General features: G+C 56.5%; 22 protein-coding genes. 12 read left to right on the top strand and 10 right to left on the bottom strand.

Annotated features, from left to right (window positions below):
* The first annotated feature begins 63 nt into the window (after positions 1-63).
* The 6 genes from ACOTTU_RS09910 to ACOTTU_RS09885 all read left to right on the top strand — a co-directional run bounded on the left by ACOTTU_RS09910 (position 64) and on the right by ACOTTU_RS09885 (position 7,210).
* On the top strand, positions 64-1,461 hold the full coding sequence (locus ACOTTU_RS09910; protein WP_425657733.1) for an aspartate aminotransferase family protein: 1,398 nt from the start codon (positions 64-66) through the stop codon (positions 1,459-1,461).
* Between the two features lie 237 nt (positions 1,462-1,698).
* On the top strand, positions 1,699-2,799 hold the full coding sequence (locus tag ACOTTU_RS09905) for an ABC transporter ATP-binding protein (RefSeq protein ID WP_425657732.1): 1,101 nt from the start codon (positions 1,699-1,701) through the stop codon (positions 2,797-2,799).
* A gap of 121 nt (positions 2,800-2,920) precedes the next feature.
* Positions 2,921-4,027, top strand: coding sequence for an extracellular solute-binding protein (locus ACOTTU_RS09900; protein ID WP_425657730.1), 1,107 nt, complete (start codon positions 2,921-2,923; stop codon positions 4,025-4,027).
* A gap of 71 nt (positions 4,028-4,098) precedes the next feature.
* The gene (locus ACOTTU_RS09895) at positions 4,099-4,386 is read left to right on the top strand and encodes a DUF1330 domain-containing protein (RefSeq protein ID WP_298916458.1); all 288 of its coding nucleotides are present in this window, start codon (positions 4,099-4,101) and stop codon (positions 4,384-4,386) included.
* Entirely contained in the window at positions 4,387-6,027 is a 1,641-nt protein-coding gene (locus ACOTTU_RS09890) for an ABC transporter permease (RefSeq protein WP_298916455.1), read from the top strand.
* A 4-nt stretch (positions 6,028-6,031) separates the two neighbouring features.
* Complete coding sequence (locus ACOTTU_RS09885; protein WP_425657728.1) at positions 6,032-7,210, top strand: ABC transporter permease; 1,179 nt, start codon at positions 6,032-6,034, stop codon at positions 7,208-7,210.
* A gap of 72 nt (positions 7,211-7,282) precedes the next feature.
* On the opposite strand, the gene ACOTTU_RS09880 is transcribed toward ACOTTU_RS09885, so the two are convergent.
* Complete coding sequence (locus tag ACOTTU_RS09880; RefSeq protein ID WP_425657726.1) at positions 7,283-8,626, bottom strand: lytic murein transglycosylase; 1,344 nt, start codon at positions 8,624-8,626, stop codon at positions 7,283-7,285.
* Between the two features lie 69 nt (positions 8,627-8,695).
* The gene (locus ACOTTU_RS09875) at positions 8,696-9,415 is read right to left on the bottom strand and encodes a helix-turn-helix transcriptional regulator (RefSeq protein WP_298916449.1); all 720 of its coding nucleotides are present in this window, start codon (positions 9,413-9,415) and stop codon (positions 8,696-8,698) included.
* A gap of 79 nt (positions 9,416-9,494) precedes the next feature.
* Here ACOTTU_RS09875 and ACOTTU_RS09870 point away from each other — a divergent pair, with 79 nt between their 5' ends.
* Complete coding sequence (locus ACOTTU_RS09870; RefSeq protein WP_425657724.1) at positions 9,495-10,187, top strand: glutathione S-transferase family protein; 693 nt, start codon at positions 9,495-9,497, stop codon at positions 10,185-10,187.
* Here ACOTTU_RS09870 and rnr read toward each other — a convergent pair.
* From rnr to dapE, 3 genes are all read right to left on the bottom strand, one after another.
* Positions 10,184-12,439 (bottom strand): ribonuclease R, encoded by a 2,256-nt coding sequence (gene rnr / locus ACOTTU_RS09865; RefSeq protein ID WP_425657722.1) that lies wholly within the window; start codon positions 12,437-12,439, stop codon positions 10,184-10,186. The genes ACOTTU_RS09870 and rnr overlap by 4 nt on opposite strands.
* A gap of 5 nt (positions 12,440-12,444) precedes the next feature.
* A complete protein-coding gene (locus ACOTTU_RS09860) occupies positions 12,445-13,044 on the bottom strand; it encodes a TIGR04282 family arsenosugar biosynthesis glycosyltransferase (protein WP_425657720.1) in 600 nt (199 codons plus the stop codon).
* 196 nt (positions 13,045-13,240) lie between these two features.
* Positions 13,241-14,386, bottom strand: coding sequence for a succinyl-diaminopimelate desuccinylase (dapE, locus tag ACOTTU_RS09855; RefSeq protein ID WP_425657718.1), 1,146 nt, complete (start codon positions 14,384-14,386; stop codon positions 13,241-13,243).
* A gap of 263 nt (positions 14,387-14,649) precedes the next feature.
* Between dapE and ACOTTU_RS09850 the strand changes: the two genes are divergently transcribed.
* Together ACOTTU_RS09850 and ACOTTU_RS09845 are read left to right on the top strand one after the other, a co-directional pair.
* Entirely contained in the window at positions 14,650-16,233 is a 1,584-nt protein-coding gene (locus ACOTTU_RS09850; RefSeq protein WP_425657716.1) for a Hint domain-containing protein, read from the top strand.
* A gap of 1 nt (position 16,234) precedes the next feature.
* The gene (locus ACOTTU_RS09845; protein ID WP_425657714.1) at positions 16,235-17,329 is read left to right on the top strand and encodes a Hint domain-containing protein; all 1,095 of its coding nucleotides are present in this window, start codon (positions 16,235-16,237) and stop codon (positions 17,327-17,329) included.
* Here the strand turns inward: ACOTTU_RS09845 and ACOTTU_RS09840 are convergent.
* The 3 genes from ACOTTU_RS09840 to dapD form a co-directional block, all read right to left on the bottom strand.
* Entirely contained in the window at positions 17,326-17,679 is a 354-nt protein-coding gene (locus ACOTTU_RS09840; RefSeq protein WP_298916428.1) for a hypothetical protein, read from the bottom strand. The two genes, ACOTTU_RS09845 and ACOTTU_RS09840, sit on opposite strands and share 4 nt — an antisense overlap.
* A 10-nt stretch (positions 17,680-17,689) precedes the next feature.
* Entirely contained in the window at positions 17,690-18,556 is an 867-nt protein-coding gene (locus ACOTTU_RS09835) for a hypothetical protein (protein WP_298916425.1), read from the bottom strand.
* A 144-nt stretch (positions 18,557-18,700) separates the two neighbouring features.
* On the bottom strand, positions 18,701-19,528 hold the full coding sequence (gene dapD / locus ACOTTU_RS09830) for a 2,3,4,5-tetrahydropyridine-2,6-dicarboxylate N-succinyltransferase (RefSeq protein ID WP_425657712.1): 828 nt from the start codon (positions 19,526-19,528) through the stop codon (positions 18,701-18,703).
* Between the two features lie 170 nt (positions 19,529-19,698).
* On the opposite strand from dapD, the gene ACOTTU_RS09825 reads away from it, so the two are divergent.
* From ACOTTU_RS09825 to ACOTTU_RS09815, 3 genes are all read left to right on the top strand, one after another.
* Positions 19,699-20,541, top strand: a complete 843-nt coding sequence (locus ACOTTU_RS09825; RefSeq protein ID WP_425657710.1) for a TIGR00730 family Rossman fold protein — start codon at positions 19,699-19,701, stop codon at positions 20,539-20,541.
* A 90-nt stretch (positions 20,542-20,631) separates the two neighbouring features.
* Entirely contained in the window at positions 20,632-20,955 is a 324-nt protein-coding gene (locus ACOTTU_RS09820; protein WP_425657708.1) for a DUF883 family protein, read from the top strand.
* 1 nt (position 20,956) lies between these two features.
* Entirely contained in the window at positions 20,957-21,298 is a 342-nt protein-coding gene (locus ACOTTU_RS09815) for a phage holin family protein (RefSeq protein WP_425657706.1), read from the top strand.
* Between the two features lie 5 nt (positions 21,299-21,303).
* On the opposite strand, the gene ACOTTU_RS09810 is transcribed toward ACOTTU_RS09815, so the two are convergent.
* The gene (locus tag ACOTTU_RS09810) at positions 21,304-22,050 is read right to left on the bottom strand and encodes a DsbA family protein (protein ID WP_425657704.1); all 747 of its coding nucleotides are present in this window, start codon (positions 22,048-22,050) and stop codon (positions 21,304-21,306) included.
* On the bottom strand, positions 22,050-23,234 hold the full coding sequence (rlmN, locus tag ACOTTU_RS09805; RefSeq protein WP_425657702.1) for a 23S rRNA (adenine(2503)-C(2))-methyltransferase RlmN: 1,185 nt from the start codon (positions 23,232-23,234) through the stop codon (positions 22,050-22,052). The genes ACOTTU_RS09810 and rlmN overlap by 1 nt, the downstream gene beginning before the upstream one ends.
* Between the last annotated feature and the right edge of the window lie 12 nt (positions 23,235-23,246).

Here is a 23,246-nt window from a genome sequence, read left to right as displayed (position 1 = left end):
AATAATTTGATCATATTCTGATCGAAGAGCCCCGTCTCGTATTTTCCAACTCGCAGGTGTCCCATGTCCGCCATCACCAACCATATGCCAACCGCCGAACTGCAAGCGTTGGATGCAGCGCATCACATGCATCCGTTCACCACCAACGATGAGTTGGCCGCAAAAGGTGCGCGTGTGATCACCCGGGCCAATGGCGTCTATCTGACAGATAGCGAGGGCAACCAGATCCTGGATGGGATGGCCGGTCTGTGGTGTGTCAATATTGGGTATGGTCGCCCCGAAATGGCCGAGGTTGCAGCCCGCCAAATGATGGAGCTGCCCTATTACAACACGTTTTTCATGACCACGCATGTGCCGGCAATCGCCTTGGCGCAGGAAATCGCGAAACTCGCGCCGGAGGGTCTGAACCATGTTTTTTTCGCAGGATCGGGATCTGAGGCAAACGACACCAACATCCGAATGGTGCGCACCTATTGGTCTGAAAAGGGCAAATCCGCCAAAACCAATATCATCAGCCGCAAAAACGCCTATCACGGCTCTTCTGTCGGATCGGGGTCACTTGGTGGTATGAGCTATATGCATGCTCAGGGCGGGCTCCCCATCCCCGGCATTCATCATATCAATCAGCCAGATTGGTGGGCCGAAGGTGGTGAGATGGCGCCAGCAGACTTTGGTCTTGCCCGCGCCCAGGAACTCGAAGCCAAGATTCTGGAATTGGGCGAAGACACCGTAGCCGCCTTTATCGCGGAACCAGTCCAAGGTGCCGGAGGCGTCGTGGTTCCACCGGAAACCTATTGGCCCGAGATACAACGCATCTGCGACAAGTATGAAATCCTGCTGATCGCCGATGAGGTGATTTGCGGGTTCGGCCGGACTGGTAATTGGTTTGGCAGCCAGACAATGGGGTTACGCCCTGATATCATGACAATCGCCAAGGGATTGAGCTCAGGGTACCAACCCATCGGCGGATCCATCGTTAGCGACGAGGTGGCCGAGGTCATCGGTGCGACGGAGTTCAATCACGGCTACACTTATTCCGGTCATCCGGTCGCCGCTGCCGTTGCATTGGAAAATCTGCGCATCCTGCAGGAAGAATCGGTGCTTGATCATGTCCGCAACGTCGGCGCTCCTGCTCTTAAAGCCGGTCTCGAAGAGCTCGCCGATCACCCGCTTGTTGGCACTGTCTCGATCAAGGGCATGATGGCATCCCTGCCCCTGACCCCCCACAAGGAAAGTCGGGCCAAGTTTGCCGGGGCTCCCGGAACAATCGGTTACATGTGCCGCGAACGGTGCTTTGCCAACAATCTCGTCATGCGTCATGTCGGGGACCGCATGATTATTTCACCGCCCTTGATCATCGGCCAAGCAGATATAGAGGTTTTCATGGCCCGCGCCCGCAAGGCGCTGGATGAAACCTATGCGTTGGCCAAAGAGGAAGGCCTGCTAAAAGCAGCGTCCTAAACGACCTTCTTCGATGTACAGATAGAGCAACGGGGCGCACATTGGCGGATCAATTGGCCCGCCAGCTCCGTTTGTGCCGACAATCGGGCCAATTTTTTTCCCAAGCACAGGTTTTCCGCCTTGAATCGGGCGAAATAAGCCCAGCGCATTGTTAACTGCTTGCGTTTTGCAGGCGCAATCGTGTTAGCTTCGCAGCAATCAGCGCGGAAAACCGCCGGAAAAAACGGGGAGCCTCTTTTGGCCGATACTTCAAACGTCGACGCGTTCGTTGAGTTCGAGCGTGTTCAGAAAAGTTATGATGGCGAGAATCTCGTCGTTAAAGACTTGAACCTCGCCATGCCCAAAGGCGAATTTCTGACCATGCTGGGGCCTTCGGGGTCAGGAAAAACCACCTGCCTGATGATGCTGGCAGGGTTTGAGACAGCCACCCACGGCGACATTCGGTTGGACGGTGTGTCCATCAACAACATCCCGCCGCACAAACGCGGCATCGGGATGGTTTTCCAGAACTACGCGCTGTTTCCCCATATGACGGTTGCCGAGAACCTCTCGTTCCCGCTGGAAGTCCGCAGAATGGGGAAATCGGACCGAGAAGCCAAGATCAAGCGGGCCCTCGACATGGTTCAGATGGGCGCTTTTGCCGGGCGCAGACCGACGCAGCTTTCCGGAGGGCAGCAACAGCGGATCGCCCTTGCCCGCGCCCTGGTGTTCGAACCGGAGCTGGTTTTGATGGATGAACCCTTGGGCGCGCTCGACAAGCAACTTCGCGAGACCTTGCAGTTTGAGATCACCAAGCTTGCTCATGATCTCGGTATCACCGTGGTCTATGTAACCCACGATCAGACCGAGGCCCTGACCATGTCAGACCGGGTCGCCGTTTTCGACGATGGACGGATTCAGCAACTGGCGCCACCAGACAAGCTGTATGAAGAACCCGAAAATAGCTTCGTGGCCCAGTTCATCGGCGAGAACAACACGCTTGAAGGTGTGGTCAAGGAAATCACGAACGGTGTGGCCTTGGTTGAACTCGATGGCGGCGAGGTCATTGATGCCAAACCCGTGAATGTGTCGACAGCAGGTGAGAGAACCCGCGTTTCCATCCGGCCGGAGCGGGTCGAATATAACAAGGACCGTCTGAGCGAAGACGCCCATACGCTGAAGGCCGAAGTGCTCGAATTCGTCTACATGGGCGACATCTTCCGCACACGGCTCCGCGTTGCAGGTACCGATGATTTCATCATCAAGACACGCAACGCTCCGGATGTGGAACGACTAACGCCCGGCCAGCAGATCGAGATTGGTTGGCTGCCGCAAGATTGTCGCGCATTGGACGCTTAGCTTCCCATGCGCACGACCTGTCGTGCGTCCAACCAGAGGCACGATCAAAAGTGAGGCTGTGGCCAAGCCCGTTGCCGCAGGTCTCAAAACCCAAAACGGGCACATAATTGGGAGATTATGAATGAAACTGACCAAGACGCTTTTGGCATCCACCGCACTGACAGTTGCGGCTGGCATGGCCGTCGCCGATGGCCACATGGCATCGGAGATGACAATTGTCAGCTGGGGTGGCGCTTACTCGAACTCGCAACAGCAAGCGTACCACAACCCCTACGCTGAAAAGACCGGTGTCGAAATTATCAACGACGAATCCTCTGCTGAGGCGGTGGCTAAACTGCGGGCCATGAACGAAGCAGGCAATGTGACATGGGACGTCGTTGATGTGGTTGCAGCCGACGCGATCCGCCTCTGCGATGAAGGTCTCGCAATGGAGATCGACCCTGACGAGCACCTTGCCGCCGCACCCGATGGCACTTCTGCCGAGGATGATTTCGGTGATTTGCTAGTGTCCGACTGCTTCATCCCACAGATCGTGTATTCCACAACTTTCGGATACCGGACCGATATGGTTGGTGACACGCCACCAACATCCGTTTGCGCTGTCTTTGACACCGAAACCTATCCGGGCAAGCGGTCGCTTGAAAAGCGCCCGATCAACAACATGGAATGGGCGCTGATCTGCGACGGTGTGCCAAAAGATGAAGTCTACGACGTATTGGAGACTGCCGAGGGTCAGCAACAAGCACTCGATAAGCTCGCCACGATCAAGGACGATGTTGTCTGGTGGTCTGCCGGTGCGGACACACCTCAGCTGCTCGCCGATGGCGAAGTTGTCATGGGTTCCACCTACAATGGCCGTCTTTTCTCTGTGATCGAAGAGCAGAAGCAACCCGTTGCGATGCTTTGGGATGCGCAGGTGTTTGATCTGGACGGTTGGATTATTCCCGCCGGTTTGAGCGACGAGCGCAAAGCACGCGCCCTGGATTATATCTACTTCGCCACAGACACCCAACGTCTTGCGGATCAGGCCAAATACATCAGCTATGGCCCGGCACGCGCATCGTCCGCTCCATTGGTTGGTCAGCACGCTGACCTGGGTATCGACATGGCGCCCCATATGCCGACAGATCCCAACAACGCCAAGAACACGTTCCTTTATAACTACGAGTTCTGGGCAGATTATCGCGACGACATCGACGCGAAATTCCAAGCCTGGCTGGCTCAATAATCCCGATTAGGGACTGATACTATCGAAGAGGGCCACGCGGCCCTCTTCCCCAAAATGACAAGGGACGCATCATGCCCAAAGGCTACATCATTGCGCACGTCACTGTGACAAACCCGGACGCCTACAAGGAATATGTGGTCAGGGACACGCCAATTCTCAAAAATCTTGGCGGCAGCTTCGTGATCCGGGGTGGACAATCGCAGGTTGTCGAAGGTGAAAGCCATGACCGGCATGTTGTCATCGAATTCCCCTCCTACGCGCAGGCGCTCGCCGCTTACAATGACCCTGAATATCAGGAAGTCGCCGAGATCCGCCGCCGTAATGCTCAAAGCACCATCATTGTCGTGGAGGGCGCATAGATGACGGACACAGCTGAACACACCGGCCCGATGATGGCTGCCGACGGGACGACATTGAAATCGAGCCTGAACAGAGCGCTGCGCCGCCAAAAGCTGCGGGCTCTGGGACTGATCGCACCGCTTTTGATCTTTGTGTTGGTGACCTTCATCGCCCCGATCGCCGACATGCTTTTTCGATCTATCGAAAACCAGATCGTCTCAGAGACGTTGCCGCGCACGACCGCCGTGTTGGCTGAATGGGATGGGGACAGCGGCGAAATTCCGTCGCCCGAAACATTTGAAGCGCTCTACAAGGACATGTTTGTCGCGAAAGAGCGAAAACTACATACGCGTCTCGGTTCTCGGCTGAATTACGAACTGACGGGAGTGTCGTCACTTTTCCGCAAATCCGGTCGCAAGATCGAAGACATGGGCGAGGTCTACCAGGATCAGTTTGAAGACTTTGACAAATTCTGGAAAGACGGTGAAAACTGGAATGCCCTGATGGGGTCAGAGGACTGGTTGCAGGCTCAAAATGCCTGGGACCCGAAATCCGGCGACAAACAGCCCCCTTTTGAACTGAATGAGGCGATCAGCGGGCTGCTTCCCGAAACCTCCGAAGCATTCCAAACGTACGCTGATTTCGTTCAGAATGAAGATCAGAAAAACCTCGCCAAGCAGGATCCTTGGGCGCTGATCTATTCCGCGCTTTACAATGATATTTCCGCGGGCGCCGATGTCTCGGGCTATAGCGGTCCGGGGTCGGCTGAATTGCTGGCGGCAATGGGTGCTGCCACCGAATTCGAAACCGTCGACTACGCTGCCGCCTTTGAGGAGGTCGACAAGGATTGGCATGATGTCGAGGTTTGGCAGACAATCCAGACCTACAGCCCCGAATTCACCTCCGGGTACTTCCTCAATGCGGTCGACATGAAAAAATCCCCCGATGGCGCGGAGATGCGCCCGGAGAATGAGCAGCTCTACATCAAGCTCTTCATTCGGACATTGTTCATGTCGCTGGTCATCACCGGCAGTTGCATTCTGCTCGGCTACCCGGTCGGTTGGATTCTGGCGAACCTGCCCGCTCGAACGGCCAACCTGTTGATGATCCTGGTACTCCTGCCGTTTTGGACATCGTTGCTGGTGCGCACCTCCGCGTGGAAGGTCATGCTGCAACAGCAGGGTGTCATCAACGACACGCTGGTATGGCTTGGCGTTGTTGCAGATGACAGCCGACTGGCACTCATCAACAATCAGACTGGTACAATCATTGCGATGACACATATTCTGTTGCCGTTCATGATATTGCCCCTTTATTCGGTCATGAAGACGATCCCGCCGAGCTACCTGCGTGCTGCAAAATCGCTGGGGGCCACGAACTGGACCGCCTTCTGGCGAGTCTATTTCCCACAATCGGTGCCGGGTATTGGCGCGGGTTCCATCCTCGTTTTCATCCTGTCGATTGGCTACTACATCACGCCCGAACTGGTTGGTGGGACAACCGGGACATTCATTTCCAACCGGATCGCCTATCACATCTCAAGTTCTCTGAACTGGGGTCTGGCGGCCGCATTGGGAGCCATTTTGCTGGCTGTGGTCCTGGGTCTCTATTGGGCCTACGACCGGATCGTCGGCATTGATAACGTGAAACTGGGGGGCTAGGACAATGGCTGCACTCACACCCATTTCCCGAACGCCGGTGTCGTTCTACGTGCCGGTTGTCGCTGCCGCAGGTGCTGTTGCCGGTCTCTTTGTAGGCACAGCGCAAGGCAGCTCACTCCTCGGTATCATCATCGGCGCCTTGCTGATGAGCGCTCTGGCTTATGTCATGACGCGGGTGGTTAAATTGGAAAAGCCATCTCGCTGGGCGCTGGTCGCGGTCCTGGCGATCGTTGGTTTCGCCATGGGAGGCATCGCTGCGGGCATCATTGGCGGGCTCTTTGGCTGGTTCTTCGGCTGGTTCAGTTTCTGGCTCTATGAAGGGCGATACCGTGCCTATGTGGCACCCTATCTCACGCCCGGACAAGTGTTATGGCACTACAGCTTCCGAGTCATTTGCGGGGCGATTCTGATCTTTCTGATCACGCCCATCCTTGTGGTGATGCCGCTGAGCTTCAATGCCGAAGATTTCTTTACTTTCACACCGGAGATGCTGCGGTTTGACCCGGCAGGATATTCGCTGAAGCACTACGAAGACTTCTTCACCAATTCAGACTGGCAGAATGCACTGGCCAACTCGGTCAAGATTGCCCCCATGGCAACGCTTCTTTCGGTCAGCTTTGGAACGCTTGCCGCGATTGGTCTGAGCCAACCGCATGTGCCTTTTCGCCGCGCCATCATGGCCATTCTGATCTCACCCATGATCGTACCCTTGATCATCTCTGCGGCGGGAATGTATTTCTTCTACAGCCGCATTGGTTTGCAAGGAACATACATCGGCGTCGTGTTGGCGCACGCTGCTTTGGGCATTCCCTTTGTCATCATCACTGTCACGGCGACTTTGGTGGGCTTTGACAACTCCCTGACGCGGGCTGCCGCGAACATGGGTGCAGGGCCGGTGACCACCTTCTTTCGGGTGCAAATGCCGTTGATCCTGCCCGGCGTGATTTCGGGTGGGCTTTTTGCCTTTATCACCAGCTTTGACGAAGTGGTTGTTGTGCTCTTTGTGGGCTCTGCCGGTCAGAAAACGCTGCCATGGCAGATGTTCACCGGGTTGCGCGAACAGATCAGCCCTACGATCCTCGCTGTTGCCACCATTCTTGTGATCGTTTCGATTGCGCTGCTGACCGTGGTGGAGATGTTGCGGCGCAGGTCGGAACGCCTGCGCGGTATGTCACCCGGCTAAGCGCTCCGCTTCAAACTCGTCATTCCGCCAGATATCTCGGCCGCATTCGTTCGGGGCGTGCGGCCGTGACATTCAGCGCAGGCGTTTCAGCAAACTCAGCGACGCATACCCGTCCGGTGCCAGCCCCTTGCTGCGCTGATACGCGCGGACGGCTTCGATTGTTTTGGGACCGATCTTGCCGTCCACACCTTGCGTGCTGAAGCCCGCCCGCGTCAGACGTTGCTGCATCTCTTTGCGTTCCGAAAAGGTCAACGCCCGGTCGCCTCTGGGCCAGCTTGCCTTGATCGCAGGGCCGCCCTTGATCCGGTCGCTCAAATGCCCGACGCCGATCACATAGGCATCCGCGGTATTATAGCGTTCGATCACACTGAAATTCTTGAATATCATGAAGGCCGCGCCCTGCCCGCCTGCTGGCAGCAGAATGGACGCATTGCCATGGTTCGGCACGGCACGCCCGTTTGTGCCCACAACACCCAGGCGCGCCCATTGGCCGGGTGATTTGGTCGTTTTCCGGTTCGCCTGGGCGTAATTGAACCCACGCGGCAGTTGCACCTCAACGCCCCAGGGTTGCCCTTTGACCCACCCAAACCGCGCGAGATAAGCGGCAGTCGACGCCAACGCATCGGAAGGGTCATCCGACCAGATGTCACGCTTGCCGTCACCGGTAAAATCCACCGCATAGGCCAGATAGGACGTGGGAATGAACTGCGTGTGCCCCATGGCCCCGGCCCAGCTGCCGGTCATATTGCGCGGGCTGGTGTCGCCATTCTGAATGATCTTCAGCGCGGCGATCAGTTGTTGTTCAAAAAACTTTCCGCGCCGCCCGTCATAGGCAAGCGTTGCGAGAGATTGCACGATGTCGTTGCTGCCACGGTATTCTCCATAGGCGCTTTCCAAGCCCCAAACGGCCACGACGACTTCTTTTTCGACACCGTAGCGTTTCTCGATGGCGTCAAGTTTGCGGTTATGTTTGCGCAACGCCGCCTTGCCGTTACGAATACGGGTGTCAGATGCGGCGCTGTCGAGATACTCCCAAATCGTTTTGGTGAATTCCGACTGATTCCTGTCCCGACGAATGACGTCAGGATCATATCGCACGCCTTTGAAAGCGGCGCGTAGCACATCCGCACGAATGCCCTGCGCTCTTGCGCGCCGTTCAAATCCACTGATCCAGCGGGCGAATCCAGGATCAGAAGCCGTTTTGGTCACAACGGGAACTGGTACAGCCGCCAAATCAGAGGGTCGTAGTTTCGGTCTTAGCGCCTGATTTTGTAGGGCGATTTTGCTAAGCCCTGGCGCTATGTCCTGCGCCGGCCTCAATACCGGCCGTAGTGTTTGCGCCGACCCAAACGCACTTGCCTGAATGCTCATCAAACCAGTTGCCACAGCAACTATGCCAAACGTCTTCCACCGCATGATATGCCCTACTGCTGCTTTTTTGTTATTAAGAACAGTGTAGCGCGAGTTGGGCAAATTCAAAAGAATTCAATCAGAGGTTCTGCGATCAATTGCCGACGCATCAATGTAGCACCGTATGATATCGAGATGCTCGCGCAACATCGGCACCCGTCTTGGGCGGAAACTGTTGTCAGTGCGTTGCAGATCACGCATCCGATCAAGGCGGAAGGTTCTGAAATCCTTGCGTAAATGGCACCACGCCATCAGCACGTTGGTCTTGTCGAGATAGACCAAACCCAGCGGATCGACCTGCCGTACGGTCTTGGCCCCTTGCCCATCGGTATAGTCAAATTTCACGCTGACTTCATCCCAGGTGGCAGATCGCAGGGCGGCCACATCGATCTCTATCTCTGGCGGGCGGGTGAATCGGTGAGCATCCAGCACGGCATGTTGCAACCGGTGGGCCTGTCTTGGCGGCACTCTGGCCTTGATCTTCGCAAGTGCGGATCTGGCCGCTTTGGCCAGCGCCGGGTCGCCGATCACCGCAACATCCCGAAGGCCCAGGACCAGCGCTTCAAGTTCGTCATCTTCGAAGCCAAGGGGCGGCAAAGTGGCGTCCTCGATGAGGGTGTAGCCGAACCCCGCCTCCCCATCGATGACTGCACCCATGCTGCGCAACGCGTCAATATCGCGATAGATCGTACGTTCGGACATGTGCATTTCATCAGCCAATTGCGTGGCCGTGACGGGCGGCGGCAAGCGTCGCAGGGTTTGCATCATCTGGAACAGGCGGTGAGTGCGGCTCATGAGATCATCTTATCACAACTCCTGACATAAATTGACAGGATAGAGGGATAACTTTGCATCAGAACAAAAGGAGCACGACATGATTACTTTGCTGACCTATCCGCCCGCCTTCGGACAATTCTCCGGCAGCCCTTTCTGTACCAAGGCAGCTTACTTTTTGAAGGTCTCCGGTCTGCCATGGCGGCGTGAAGATACGCTCGACCCGCGCATGATGCCGCACAAGAAATTGCCCGTGATCCGGGCCGACGATCAGTTGATTGCCGACAGCGATATGATCCGTGCTTATCTGGAATCAAAAGGAGCCACATTCGACGAAGGCCTGTCTGAAATCGACAAAGCCACATCGCGCGCATTTATCCGAATGGCCGAAGAGCATATCTACTTTCATATCCTTCTTGACCGCTGGGCGAATGACGCGCTTTGGCCTCAGATCAGAGACACCTATTTCGGATCGGTGCCAAAGATCCTGCGCAGCCTCGTTTCTGGCAAAATCCGCAAGGAAGTTCTGAAGGGCATGCATGCACAAGGGCTTGGCAGGTTGACCGAGGCCCAGAGATTGGCCCGTTTAGAGCCTGATTTGGAGGCGATTTCGACCCGACTTTGGCAAAACCGCTTTCTCTTTGGCGACAGGCCAACGGCGGCGGACGCTTCGGTCGGACCAATGTTAAGCGCGGCCGTCGCAAGCCCCGGCCACACGCTGCTCTCAAACCGTGTCGAGGAAAATGCGGTGCTGATGGCCTATATCGAGCGGATTGAGGAAATGCTCGACTAACGACGGCTGCGCTTGACCTTGCGTTTGGTCTTGTCCGCTTTACGCTTGGCCTTGACGCTTCGGCGTCGGGGCGCACGTCCGGCGGGCGATCTGCGACCCTGCGGTATGGCGTCGCCTTCGAGCGCCAGCAGCTCCAAGGCGATGCCCCCCGTCACGGGTGCCGCCTCAGCCAGGCGCACGGTAGCCCGTTGACCTAAACTGATGATCCGACCCGTATCCGAGCCCATCAAAGTATTTGCCTCGGCATCGTAATGAAAATATTCGCGTCCGATTGAGCGCATCGGAATCAACCCATCAGCCCCTGTTTCATCGAGCTTCACAAAAACACCAAAGCGGGCAATGCCGCTGATCCGACCTGTAAATTCATTTCCAATACGTTCGCTCAGATAGGCGGCCATATAGCGATCGGTTGTGTCACGCTCTGCAATCATCGACCGGCGTTCGGTATCGGAAATATGCTGGCCTGCCGCTTCAAGCTCATCGTAATCTTCGGGGCGAAGCCCGTCTTTGCCCCATCCATGTGCCGCGACCAGCGCACGATGAACGATAAGGTCCGCATAGCGCCGAATGGGAGAGGTAAAATGCGCATAGCGCGCCAACGCCAACCCGAAATGCCCGAAATTCTGCGGCGCATAGTAAGCTTGCGTCATCGAACGCAAGGTCGACATATTGATCAATTCGGCCTCATCCGATCCGGCCGCATCGTTCAACAGCCGGTTGAGATGCGCGGTTTTCAAAACCTGGCCTTTTGCGAGATTGTAGCCGCTGGCGCGCGCCGTTTCCCGCAGGGCATCGAGTTTCTCAGGGCTCGGTTCTTCGTGCACCCGAAACAATAGCGGGATTTTCTTGGCGATCAGCGTTTCTGCCGCTGCGACATTGGCCAAAACCATAAACTCTTCGATCAGACGATGCGCATCCAGCCTTTCCTTGAAATTAACCGAAACAACCTTGCCGTCTTCATCCAGCTCAATGCGCCGCTCCGGTAAATCCAGGTCAAGGGGCTGGCGCCGTTCCCTGGCGGCGACCAGTGCCCGGTAGGTGGCATAAAGCGGCCGGATAACAGGGTCTAACAAAGGTCCGCACCGCTCATTGGGCGATCCATCCATGGCTTGCTGCACTTCTTCGTAATGCAGCGACGCCGGTGACCGCATTAGGCCGCGGTGAAAGGAATGGGACAGTTTGTTGCCATCAGCGTCCAACTGCATGCGCACAGCGATGCAGGCACGCGGCACCCCCTCGTGCAACGAACAAAGATCACCCGACAGGCGGTCTGGCAGCATCGGTACAACGCGGTCCGGGAAGTAGGTGGAATTGCCGCGTTTCCGCGCTTCCCGGTCAAGGGCTGACCCCGGCGTCACGTACGCCGCGACATCGGCAATGGCGACCCAGATGATATGCCCGCCCTTGTTGTCCGGATCGTCGTCCGCATGTGCATAACACGCATCATCATGATCGCGTGCGTCCGCCGGGTCGATGGTGATCAATGGCAGGTCCCGAAAATCTTCGCGGCCCTTCAGGTCGACGGGCTTGGCCTGGTCTGCCTGCGCAATCGCCTCATCCGGGAATGTGTCAGGGATACCGTGTTGATGGATGGCAATCAGGGAAACCGCTTTTGCCGCAGAGGGATCGCCCAGACGCGATACGATACGCGCCCGCGGCAGGCCCATGCGCACCTTGGGACCGGCGAGTTCTGCTTCTACCAACTCGCCATCTTGTGCGCCATGGGTCGCATCAGCCGGGACATGCCATTCCTTGTCGGATCCTTTGTCAACCGGCAGGATGCGCCCGCCTTCTGCGGTTTTTCGAAAGACACCGAGGATATGTTTCGGATTGGCACCAATTCGCCGGATAAGGCGCGCCTGATAGTTATGATCATCCGCTTTGACGAGCGTCAGGCGCGCGAGGATCCGGTCACCCGCCCCCAATGCGGGGTCAGAAGCGCGCGGCACAACCAGCACAACCGGTTCGACACCTTCGCCATGCCATTCCATCGGTTTTGCGAAAAGATCGCCGTCCGCGTCCTGTTCCGTTACCTGCAAGACACTCACTGGCGGCAGTCTGTCAGGGTCCTGATAGCTGCGCTTACGCTTTTCCAGATGGCCGTCGGCCTCCAATTCTTTCAGCACACGTTTGAGATCAATGCGCGCAGCACCCTTGATGCCAAAGGCCTTCGCGATATCGCGTTTGGCCGTCAGCGTTGGGTTTTCGCTGATCCAATCAAGAATTTCCGATTTCGTGGGGATGCGGTTCATAAACCTCAGGTAGCACGCGCTTTAGGTGCCGTCATGCGCAAATCGTGCGCGGTGTCCACATCACGTAATTTTTCGATATAGGCAACGCGGGCGTCCGGCATTGTGCCCAAAGTATCTGCAAGCGCATGCTCGCTTGACCAGCGCACATTTACGAATAAGTCCGGCGGGATAGGCCGCGTCCTTTTCAAGCCGATCAGCCAGTATCCTCCGTCAGGCGCTGGCCCGAAAACTGCATCAGATTGCCCAAGTGTTTTGAACGCATGCATGATGTGATGCCGATGAATACCAGGAATATCCGCGCCAATGATGCACACCGGCCCTTTGACGGGTAACTGAAAGGCGCGGGCCATCCGGTCACCAAGATTGCCACGTCCTTGGGGAACACGCGGCAGATAACCGGGCCAGACACGGCTTTTCAGGCCCTCCCTGTCGGGGCTTACCGCCAGTAGAATTTGCCATCGCGGGTCCCGCAGCCGTCGCAGCAGCGCGCGTGTCTGATGGCGAAACCACCAGGCGGCAGGCACCATGCCAACGTCACGCCCCAGACGTGTTTTGACGCAGCCCGGACGCGGTTCTTTCAACATAACGACAAGCGTCCGTCTCACGAAAATATTCCCATGCCTCGGCGGGAAATTCCGATTTCATCGCGAGCGCTAGACGGGGAACCACCCACACTGTGCAACTGGTAGCACCAGACCCCGTCCAATGCGCCGGGCGTCAGACTATCTTGTGCTTCGATGGCGATTGCGCGGCGTGGCGCAGTGCTGTTTTGAATGCCAGCCATGCACTCACGTTCTAAACTCATGTAAAGTAATCCGTGAGGATACGTGCGTAGATGGATTTGAGTTGGTGGATATGAGCAACCTCAACGTGCTCGTCGACTTGATGCATGGACTGGCCAACGAGACCGAACTCCACAACGGCACAATGGTCCTTAATGAACCTTGCGTCCGACGTTCCACCGGAGGTCGATAACGTAGGTGTCTCGCCGGTTTCGGACCTCACTGCAACCGCGACAAGTTCCGAGAGAGGTCCCGGTGGGGTCAGGAAACTCTCTCCGGAAATCTTGATCGTTAAATCTGTTGCTACGCCAAAATCAGTCTCTATTCGGGCGATTTCCTCACTGATCCAGCGGCTGAGCGAGGCACCGCTATGTAGATCATTGAACCGAATGTTGATTGCTGCGCTGCATTCTGCGGGGATCACATTGGTCGCGGTATTCCCGGTGTCGACGGTGACAACCGCCAATGTCGAAGGGTCAAAATGATCCGTGCCGACGTCGAGTTCGTGACCGGCAAACCGGTCCATCAATCGCATCATCGCTGGCAGCGGATTGAGCGCCCTGTGGGGATAAGCAGAATGGCCCTGTTTGCCGATGACTTTTACCCAGGCGGTCATGGATCCACGGCGACCGATCTTCATCATTTCGCCCATCTTGTCCGGACAGGTCGGCTCGCCGACGAGGCACGCGACCATGCGTTCGCCCGCCGCCTCCATATGTGCCAACAGGGCGGTCGTGCCATCGAGCGCCTCACCTTCTTCGTCACCGGTAATTGCCAGAATAATCGCCCCGTCGGGAGGCGTCGTCCTGACGTAATCCACAGCTGCCGCCGCAAATGCCGCGACACCTGATTTCATGTCCGTCGTACCGCGCCCAAACATGATACCGTCGTCAATCTCGGCGCCAAAGGGTGCGTGGGTCCACGCGTCAATGTCGCCGACAGGAACAACATCCGTATGCCCGTTGAAACCAAACGTGCGGGGATGCGCTTTTTCGCCCCACCGGGCAAAAAGATTGCGAATGCCGCCCCGATCCGCCCAAGCACAATCGAACCCGGCTGAGCTCAACAGGTCGTGCAAAATATCCAGCGCACCGTCGTCGGCAGGGGTAACGGAGGCACAGCGCACAAGGGCAGCTGTCAACGCAACAGGATCGGTGTCAGACATGGGGCGACCTCCTCACAATTTTCAAATCGCGTATCAGGTTTGTGACTAATTCGCAGCAATGCCAAGAGGATCATCCAAGAAAAACTTAACAAACGCACGATGAGCGTGTTAACGAAGGTTAACAATAACCCGAGGCAGGGCATCCGCAGTCTGGTCACCATAAAAATGGGACCACGCGCACCAAATGATACTTGAACGTTTTTCCGGCAATTCGGAGCGTTCGGTTGCTGCTTTGCTTCGGACGAGGGTACGGGGCAAATAATATGGTCGCAGCATCCAAGCTGCCAGTCCAAACAGTGCGTGAAGGCGTCGATGCGACGGATATGGCTGAAGCCATTTTTGGCAATGGCGTACGGGTCGAAAGCGCCTCTTACAATGGGGATATAGACAGCGCCGGAATCTATTCCGATGGCGATACCATATCCCCAACGGCAACGCCCGGAGATAGCGGTGTAATCTTGTCCACCGGGAACGTGGAACGTTTCACAAACTCCAGCGGATCATCAAATCAAAGCAACAGCGTGTCCAACAATACAACGGGACAGAACAATAATTCGCAATTCAATGCGGCTGCCGGTACCAACACGTTCGACGCGGCTTATCTGGATGTCGATTTCGTGCCTGATCACGACAAAATGACCATCCAGTTCGTCTTTTCATCGGAAGAGTATCCCGAATTCCAGAATTCGATTTATCAGGACTTCGTTGGTGTCTGGGTGAACGGTAGCCAGGTCGACATGGACGTCGGCAATGGCGATGTCGATCCCGGAAATGTAAACACATCTAATAATATCAATATGTTCATCGACAATCAGAACGATGACTACAATACCGAGATGGACGGTTTCACGATCACTTTGACGTTGACCATGAACGTTGTGCCGGATGAGGTAAATTCCATCCGCATCGGTATCGCCGACGTCTCTGACAACCGCTACGATTCCAATTTGTTGATCGCGGCAGATACAGTGCAGACCGAACTGATCGCAATCTCGGACAACGTTCGGGTTTTTGCCGACGGCACCAAAACCATCAACGTTTTGGACAACGACATCAACGAAGGCCCCGGCACGTTGACGATCACGCACATCAACGGTCAGGAAGTAACGGCCGGCGATACGATTACGCTACCCACAGGCCAGCAGGTGACGCTGAATGCTGACGGGACTTTCAGCGTTGCAGGCGACGGGGACGAAGAAGACTTCAACTTCACCTACTCCATTGCCAATGACGACGGAACGGACGTCGGTTTCGTTAACGCCACGTCTGTCCCGTGTTTCGTGACAGGAACCATGATCAAAACGACACGCGGCAACATTATGGTTGAACGTTTGAAGCGCGGCGACATGGTGATTACCAAAGATGATGGCCCGCAGCCGTTGCGCTGGATCGGGACACGCACCGTGGCGGCAATGGGCAAGTTTGCTCCCATACACATCCAGCCGAGCACGTTCGGTGAGCACGGCCATGTGCTTGTGTCACCGCTCCATCGCATTTTGATCCGTGATACCGCCGCTGAGCTGCTTTTCGGGGAGGTTGAAGTCCTTGTCTGCGCGCGGGATCTGGCAAACGGTCGTTCAGTTTGCAGGCGCGAAGGCGGAACGGTCACCTACGTGCATCTTATGTTCGATCGTCATCAGGTGATCTTTTCCGAAGGGCTGGCTACGGAGAGTTTCTTGCCTGGACCCCAAACGACCGATGTCTTTGAAAGCGAAATCGTTGACGAAATTTGCGCTATTTTTCCTGAAATAGACCCTGATACTGGGCAAGGATACAGCACGGCCGCACGTCGGACACTCAAGAAATTCGAAGCAGAATTACTATGTGCAACCGGGTTGGCAGCTTAAGATGGGTTGGCTCGCAATTGCCGACCACAAGGAGCGCCGGTTCTCCCTGCGAGGGGTTGGCCATGACCGTGAGGATCGGCGGCGTCACCCAGAAGAGAATGCCTATCTTCTGACCCGCGGCAGCCTGACGTTCGAAACGCGAACGACCGCAGACGAACGGCCGCAAAAACTGCTGGGATACGACTATGGTTGGCCAGACCAGCGAACACTGATGTTCCAGGCGATTCCGGGCGGCGGGATATCATTGGTTCAGGTTCAGGGCGAGGATATCGCGCATGCCGCCTTGCAACACAGCCTACCCGCCCGCACCGATATTCTTCGGGTCACTTTCTCCTGGGACGCGCAGAATGATTGGGCGCGACTGACAATTGAACGACCAGAAGAACACCAGATGACTTCGGTTTCGATTGCAAATGTCAGGCCCATGGCATTGCAGGACTTGCGTGCGATGTTAATGGGTCATGAAAGAGGCGTGTTAGCAAAAGAGATTGTTTTCGCGGCGCTATCCGACCAAATCGAACCGGTTGGGCCTATGCCGTCGCTGTCACCAAACGCGCCAGTTGCTACGCCCCAAGGTTACCGCGCCCTGGGAGATTTGAAACGCGGTGACACAGTTTACACCCGCAGTGGTGACATCGTACCTGTGCTTCACCGAATTGATCGGACCGTTCCCGCACGTGGCAGCTTTGCACCATTGCGTCTGCGTGCTCCTTACTTTGGCCTGATGCAGGACCTGGTTGTGACGCCCGAACAACGGCTGGTGATTGACGGCTCAGAAGTGGAATACCTGTTCGCTCAGGAGGCGGTGCTCACACCGGCTCGACATCTCGTTAATGGTTTCGCGGCACTGCCAGAACTGCCCGGCCCCACTCAGAGGTACTCCCAGCTCATCCTGCCAGGACATGAGGCGATGATTTTAGCAGGAACTGCGCTTGAAAGTCTCTACATTGGCCGTTTGCGCAGAAAATCCGATCTTTTACCGGCGACGCTTTTGAGCCCCTTTGACCGGAGCACTCTGCCGGAGCATGGCCGCACAGCCTTCAAAGTTCTGAAATGGTTTGAAGCCATTCATCTCACGCGGCAACGCGCGGCTTAGTCCGCGTCTGCTTCGGGATGGGTCCCATAAAATGGCTCCATCTGCGCGATGATGACGGCATTCTCATCCAACGCGCGCTGCATCAAATCGCGTTCGTCTTCACCGATTTCATGTCCTTCGGCAAGGCGTTCGTCCAAGGTGCCGTAGCCGGTGACATCCAGCGGCGCAGTATCCGCCTGTTTTAACACGGCAACCGTTTCGCGAACCGCCTCGGCCTCATCAATACCGCTGGCAAAAACAACCAATCCGGCGCCGGTTGCCTTTTTCGGCAGACCGTCGCCTTCCTTGCGCCCAATCTGAACGACAAGCGTGAATACCTGCTGACGGGAAGGTTTCTTTTCTTTGGCCATGACCTGCTTGTTAGGGCTTGGCGAAGGGCACCACAACGGCTTTTTGTGACAACTGATCAGGGGCCCACCCCGAATAGGGCTTCCACTCGACTGTCATCTCATAAAGATGACGAACGCCCGCGAGAATTGCGGTGCGCACATCCGACTTCATCCGCACGTAGCGTTCGGCCTGTTCTTCCCAACGAAAGGCCATACGACCTTTTGCGTCGCGCGTGATAATCGAATCCAGCAATATCAGGGCGGTACAGCCTGCGTGCCCGGCGTGATCCGGATCAAGGGAAACAAGTTCGACCACCTCTCCCGGAAACCAGCCGCCGTATTCCGAGAGGATACAGCTGCCTTTCAGACAGTTTTCGAGTGCCGTGCGGTGCACGTCACGGGTTTCTTTTGGACCTGCCAGGCAAACCAGATCCCGTATCTCTGGTGACATCGCTCGCGCGATGACCTTCATGATGCGGATCAGATCGTCACCGTCGTAGGTCAGCAGATCACGCCCTTCGGGAATTTGATCTAGATTGACCCTGCGCGTCGAATGCGCCCACCGAAAACCATTCATCAGGGCGGCTCGGATCGGTGAAGGCGCCTTGCGATAGTGTTCCTGAAACGCATCCCAGTTCCAAAACAGATCATCCTCGCCCGCACCGTTTTGCAACCGATCCGCCAGCAGCAACGCCGTGGCCGTCAGGAAAGCATCAAAACCTTTGTCCGGGAGCGCTGCAATCAGGAGCAGGTCAGCGTGAATATCCTTGGCATCACGCGACGATAATTCGCAATTCTGTTCAAAAATGATGCGCCGCAACGTCGGTTTGTGGGACGCGCCCAGCCGATCTGCCAATCCCCCGAAACCAGTGGCCGCGACGGATCGCAGATCAGACACCACTTGTATCGTTTGAAAGGATATCGGGACAGAGGCAAGGCGCATGCGGCCTGTCTAAAGAGACAAACGGGCCGGATTACATCGCGCTACGGACCTTTCGCGGGAAATACTGGGGCAATGGTGCCCCAGATATTAAAAATGTCTTTAGTCCCGCAGCAACTCGTTGATCGACGTCTTTGAGCGCGTCTGCGCGTCCACCTTTTTGACAATCACGGCGCAGTAGAGGTTCACACCATTCTTCGACGGCATGGAGCCGGCAACCACGACTGAACCCGCGGGCACTTCTCCGTAGGTGAATTCACCGGTTTCGCGGTCAACAATTTTGGTGGACTTGCCAATGAAGACACCCATGCCCAGCACCGATCCTTCGCGCACAATGCACCCCTCAACGACTTCGGACCGCGCGCCGATGAAACAATTGTCTTCGATGATCGTGGGCCCTGCCTGCATCGGCTCCAATACACCGCCAATGCCCACACCGCCCGACAGATGCACGTTCTTGCCAATTTGCGCGCAAGACCCGACGGTGGCCCAGGTATCGACCATCGTGCCTTCATCGACATAAGCGCCGAGGTTTACAAAAGAAGGCATCAAGACAACGCCCGGGGCAATATACGCGGATTTCCGGACCACACAGCTTGGCACCGCCCGAAATCCTGCCGCCTGCCATTGGTTTTCACCCCAACCAGCGAACTTGCTGTCAACCTTGTCCCACCAGCCGCCAGCCTGCGGGCCGCCAGTCTGAATTTCCATATCCTTGATGCGAAACCCCAGCAGAACCGCCTTCTTGGCCCATTGATTGACATGCCAATCGCCGCTGTCCTGCTTTTCTGCCACACGCAGCGTGCCACTATCGAGGGCCGCAAGCGTGTCTTCGATCGCTTCGCGGGTTTCCCCTGTTGTCGCGGGGGTTATGCTGTCTCTGGCCTCCCAAGCGGTTTCGATGGCAGTTTCAAGCTGAGCGTTGGACATCGGACTTCCCCCAAGGAAAAATTTTACATTGCAGCGCCTATACAAGCCCCATGGCAGGCGTGCAATCATTCAAGAATACGACAGGGCGCCACCTCAATACGTCAAAGCCATTGCATCTTGCGGCGTGACGTGGCCCCCTGCTCTCAAATGAGTTCCCGGAGTTACCGAATATGAACAAGCCTCGCCACCCCCTACGTGACGCCCATACAGATCGCGACGCAACCAAGGAGGTGCCTGATACGCCGCAAACGCGCGCGCCAGCGTATCGGCTCGCCTTTGCTGACGAGGATTTCATGTGCCGCGAGGAATTGCGGCCCGTTCGCCTGCAACTGGAGTTGCTGAAACCCGAAATGATGCTGGATGCTCATAACATCACCAGCACCATCGTTCTTTTTGGGGGAGCCCGTATTCCCAGCCCTGCCGAAAAGGAAAAAGCACGTACCAAGACCCTTGCGGATTTGTCCTATTTTTACGACGAGGCCCGAGAATTCGCGCGTTTGATGACATTGAAAAGCCTGGAGACCAGCGGGCGGGAAAACGTTGTGGTCACGGGCGGTGGCCCGGGTGTGATGGAGGCAGGCAATCGCGGCGCAATTGACGCGGGCGGTCATTCGATCGGGCTGAATATCGTGCTGCCCCACGAACAGGCCCCCAATGAATTCGTCACGCCTGAGCTTTGTTTCAACTTCCACTATTTCGCAATCCGCAAGATGCACTTCCTGATGCGTGCCAAAGCCATCTGTGTCTTTCCAGGCGGATTTGGGACGATGGACGAGCTCTTTGAAACTCTGACGCTGATCCAGACCGGGCGCATGCAACCGGTGCCTGTTCTGCTGTTTGGTCGTGATTTCTGGGAGCGTATTCTGAACTGGGAAGCGCTTGCCGATGCGGGCACGATATCAGACGAGGATCTGTCGCTATTCCGTTTCGTCGACAACGCGACTGAAGCCATGCATGTGATCGAGAATTGGACGGATTTGCCCGCCCGCGACAAATTGCCCGGACGCGAATAGCGGAACCAATACAGCCCTCAGATCGTTGACCTCCCGAACAGCAAATTACGGGCCGCGTGGCGGACCCGCAGAACTTTTCAGGAGGGCCAAATGGCACAAGCACGCACAAATGGTAAGGCGGAGACATCGGACGTAACGGCACAGATTGATACGATTAAACAAGACATTGCCGTGTTGACGTCGATGATGACCGATCTGGCACAGGACAAGAAAGAAAACCTCAAGGCGGGCACGCTGAGCAAACTGGACGCTGCTCAGGAAAAAGCGGTCCAAACGGGCGAGCATCTACGCGGCGAGGCGGAAATCGCATTTCACAAGGCCGAGGAAACCGTGCGCCAGCAACCCGCGATGGCGGTCGGAATTGCCGCCGGATTGGGTTTTCTCGTCGGCATGATGACATCCCGCCGCGCCTGACATGATCAATCACTTGAAAAAGAAACTGCGCCGGAGCGCTCAGCGTCTGGCGCTTGGCACCCTTGGCGGAATCATGTTGTTGGCAGGGCTGGGCTTTTTCAGCGCATCAGCTCTGATGCTCCTGCTGACAATGACCGATCCGATAACCGCGTGTGCGATCCTGGGCGGCGCTTTTGCGGGGATTGGTCTTCTAATGATCGCTGTCACGCAGAGCTCCGACAACGATGGGCATCATGCGACCGCGGACACATCATCCGCTCAGAAGGATGATATGCCACCTCTCGCCGCTGCCTTCATGCAGGGCATGGCGCAAGGTATGGCCGTTCGTCAAAGGGCACCCTGACCCGCTCACCTGCCAAGAAGGCATTCCGGCAGAGGCGTCTCCATCTCAAGATCGATGAGCCGTCTTAGGTCATCCTCAGGTAAAGCTCCAATCACCAGCGTCCGGCCCACGAAGGTGCCGGGCGTTCCGGGGATACCGAGTGCGCGCCCCAAAGCCAAGGCATCCTCGATCTGTTGCAGCATCCGCTCGCTTGAGGCATCCAGCATCAGCCGTTCGGCGTCCAGACCATGACGGGTCGCAACATCGCGTATACCTGCGACACCGGGCTTGAGGACGCGCTGCATCATGTCCAGATGAATCGTCGGGTGATCGCCCTGCAACCCTGCCGCCAGAGCCACTTGCGCCACCCATCGTGAACGATCTCCCAGCAAGGGCAATTCATGAAATCTCACGGCAATTGGCGCGCCGCCATCCTCCAAATCCGCAAGGCGTTTGTCGAGTACCGCGCAATAGGGGCAATAGTAATCACTAAACACAGCGACGGGCAGTTTGCCCGCTGGTGGGGCGTCTGGGAACACTGATCCACATAGGTTGCCGGTTAATCGCCCGTCCGCCGCGACTTCTTCAGGCGTTCGCAAACCTGCAAAAAGATCAGGGGCGGCAGAGATCGACCCTCTTTCCAAGCGCCGGAACCCGGGCATGCCCGCAAGCTCCACAAACTCAAAATCCGGCTGCTGTCTGCGCAAGATAGGTGGGATGGCAATCGCGACGGCCATTAAACCGCCCACCACCAACAGATCGCGGCGACGCATTACCGACCTGCCAGACCTGCCTCGGCCTCAATCTGACGGCGCGATTTGCGCGCGCGCTCGGTTGCAGATTTGAGTTGCCCGCAAGCCGCCATGATATCTTCGCCCCGCGGTGTTCGGATCGGAGAAGCATAGCCTGCCTTGTAGATGATATCGGCGAAGGCCCGAATGCGATTATTCGACGACCTTTTGTAAGGCGCACCCGGCCATTCATTGAAAGGAATAAGATTGATCTTGGCAGGGATACCATCGATCAACTTAATCAGGCGGCGCGCGTCTTCGTCACTGTCATTCACGCCGTGCAGCATCACATATTCAAAAGTAATGCGCTCGGAATTGGACACTTTGGGATAGCTGCGCAATGCCTCCAGCAGAACATCAATGTTCCAGCGTTTGTTGATCGGCACCAGTTTGTCACGCACCTCATCCGTGGTTGCGTGAAAACTGATCGCCAACTGGCACCCGATCTCTTGCGCGGTACGCGCGATCTCCGGCACGACGCCCGACGTGCTGAGCGTGATCCGGCGGCGGCTGAGTTGAATGCCTTCTGGATCCATGGCGATCTTCATCGCGTCGCGCACGTTCTCAAAATTGTAAAGCGGCTCACCCATGCCCATCAGGACGATATTGCTCAGCAATCGCGTTTCGTCTTTTGGCGCGCCGATTTCCGGCCATTCGTCCAGGTCGTCCCGCGCCATCATGACCTGACCGATGATCTCAGCAGCCGTGAGATTGCGCACCAGTTTCTGCGTGCCGGTGTGGCAGAACGAACAGGTCAACGTACATCCCACCTGACTGGACACACAAAGTGTGCCGCGGCCCTCTTCGGGAATGTAGACGACCTCTACCTCATGCCCGCCGGCGATGCGCACAAGGTACTTGCGAGTACCGTCGTCGCTCACCTGTTTCGAAACGACCTCCGGCACTTCAATCACGAAGCGTTCGCTGAGGTCTGTGCGAAGGCCCTTGGCCAGATTGGTCATGACATCAAAATCACGCACGCCCCATTGGTAAATCCATTGCCAGATCTGACCGACACGCATCTTTGCCTGCTTTTCAGGAACGCCCGCGTCAATCAGCGCCGCACGCATGGCATCACGCGTCAGCCCAACAAGGTTGAGCGGCCCCTCCGGCAATTTGCGCGGGATGGTGTGAACGTCTTGCGTAATCGGCGCAGAGGCAGACATGGCTGATCCTAT

Origin of the sequence: Roseobacter sp. EG26, assembly GCF_049830555.1 — a bacterium.
Classification (GTDB): domain Bacteria; phylum Pseudomonadota; class Alphaproteobacteria; order Rhodobacterales; family Rhodobacteraceae; genus Roseobacter.
The sequence above is the reverse complement of the archived record's forward strand: the minus strand, read 5'-3'. Positions and strand labels throughout refer to the sequence as shown.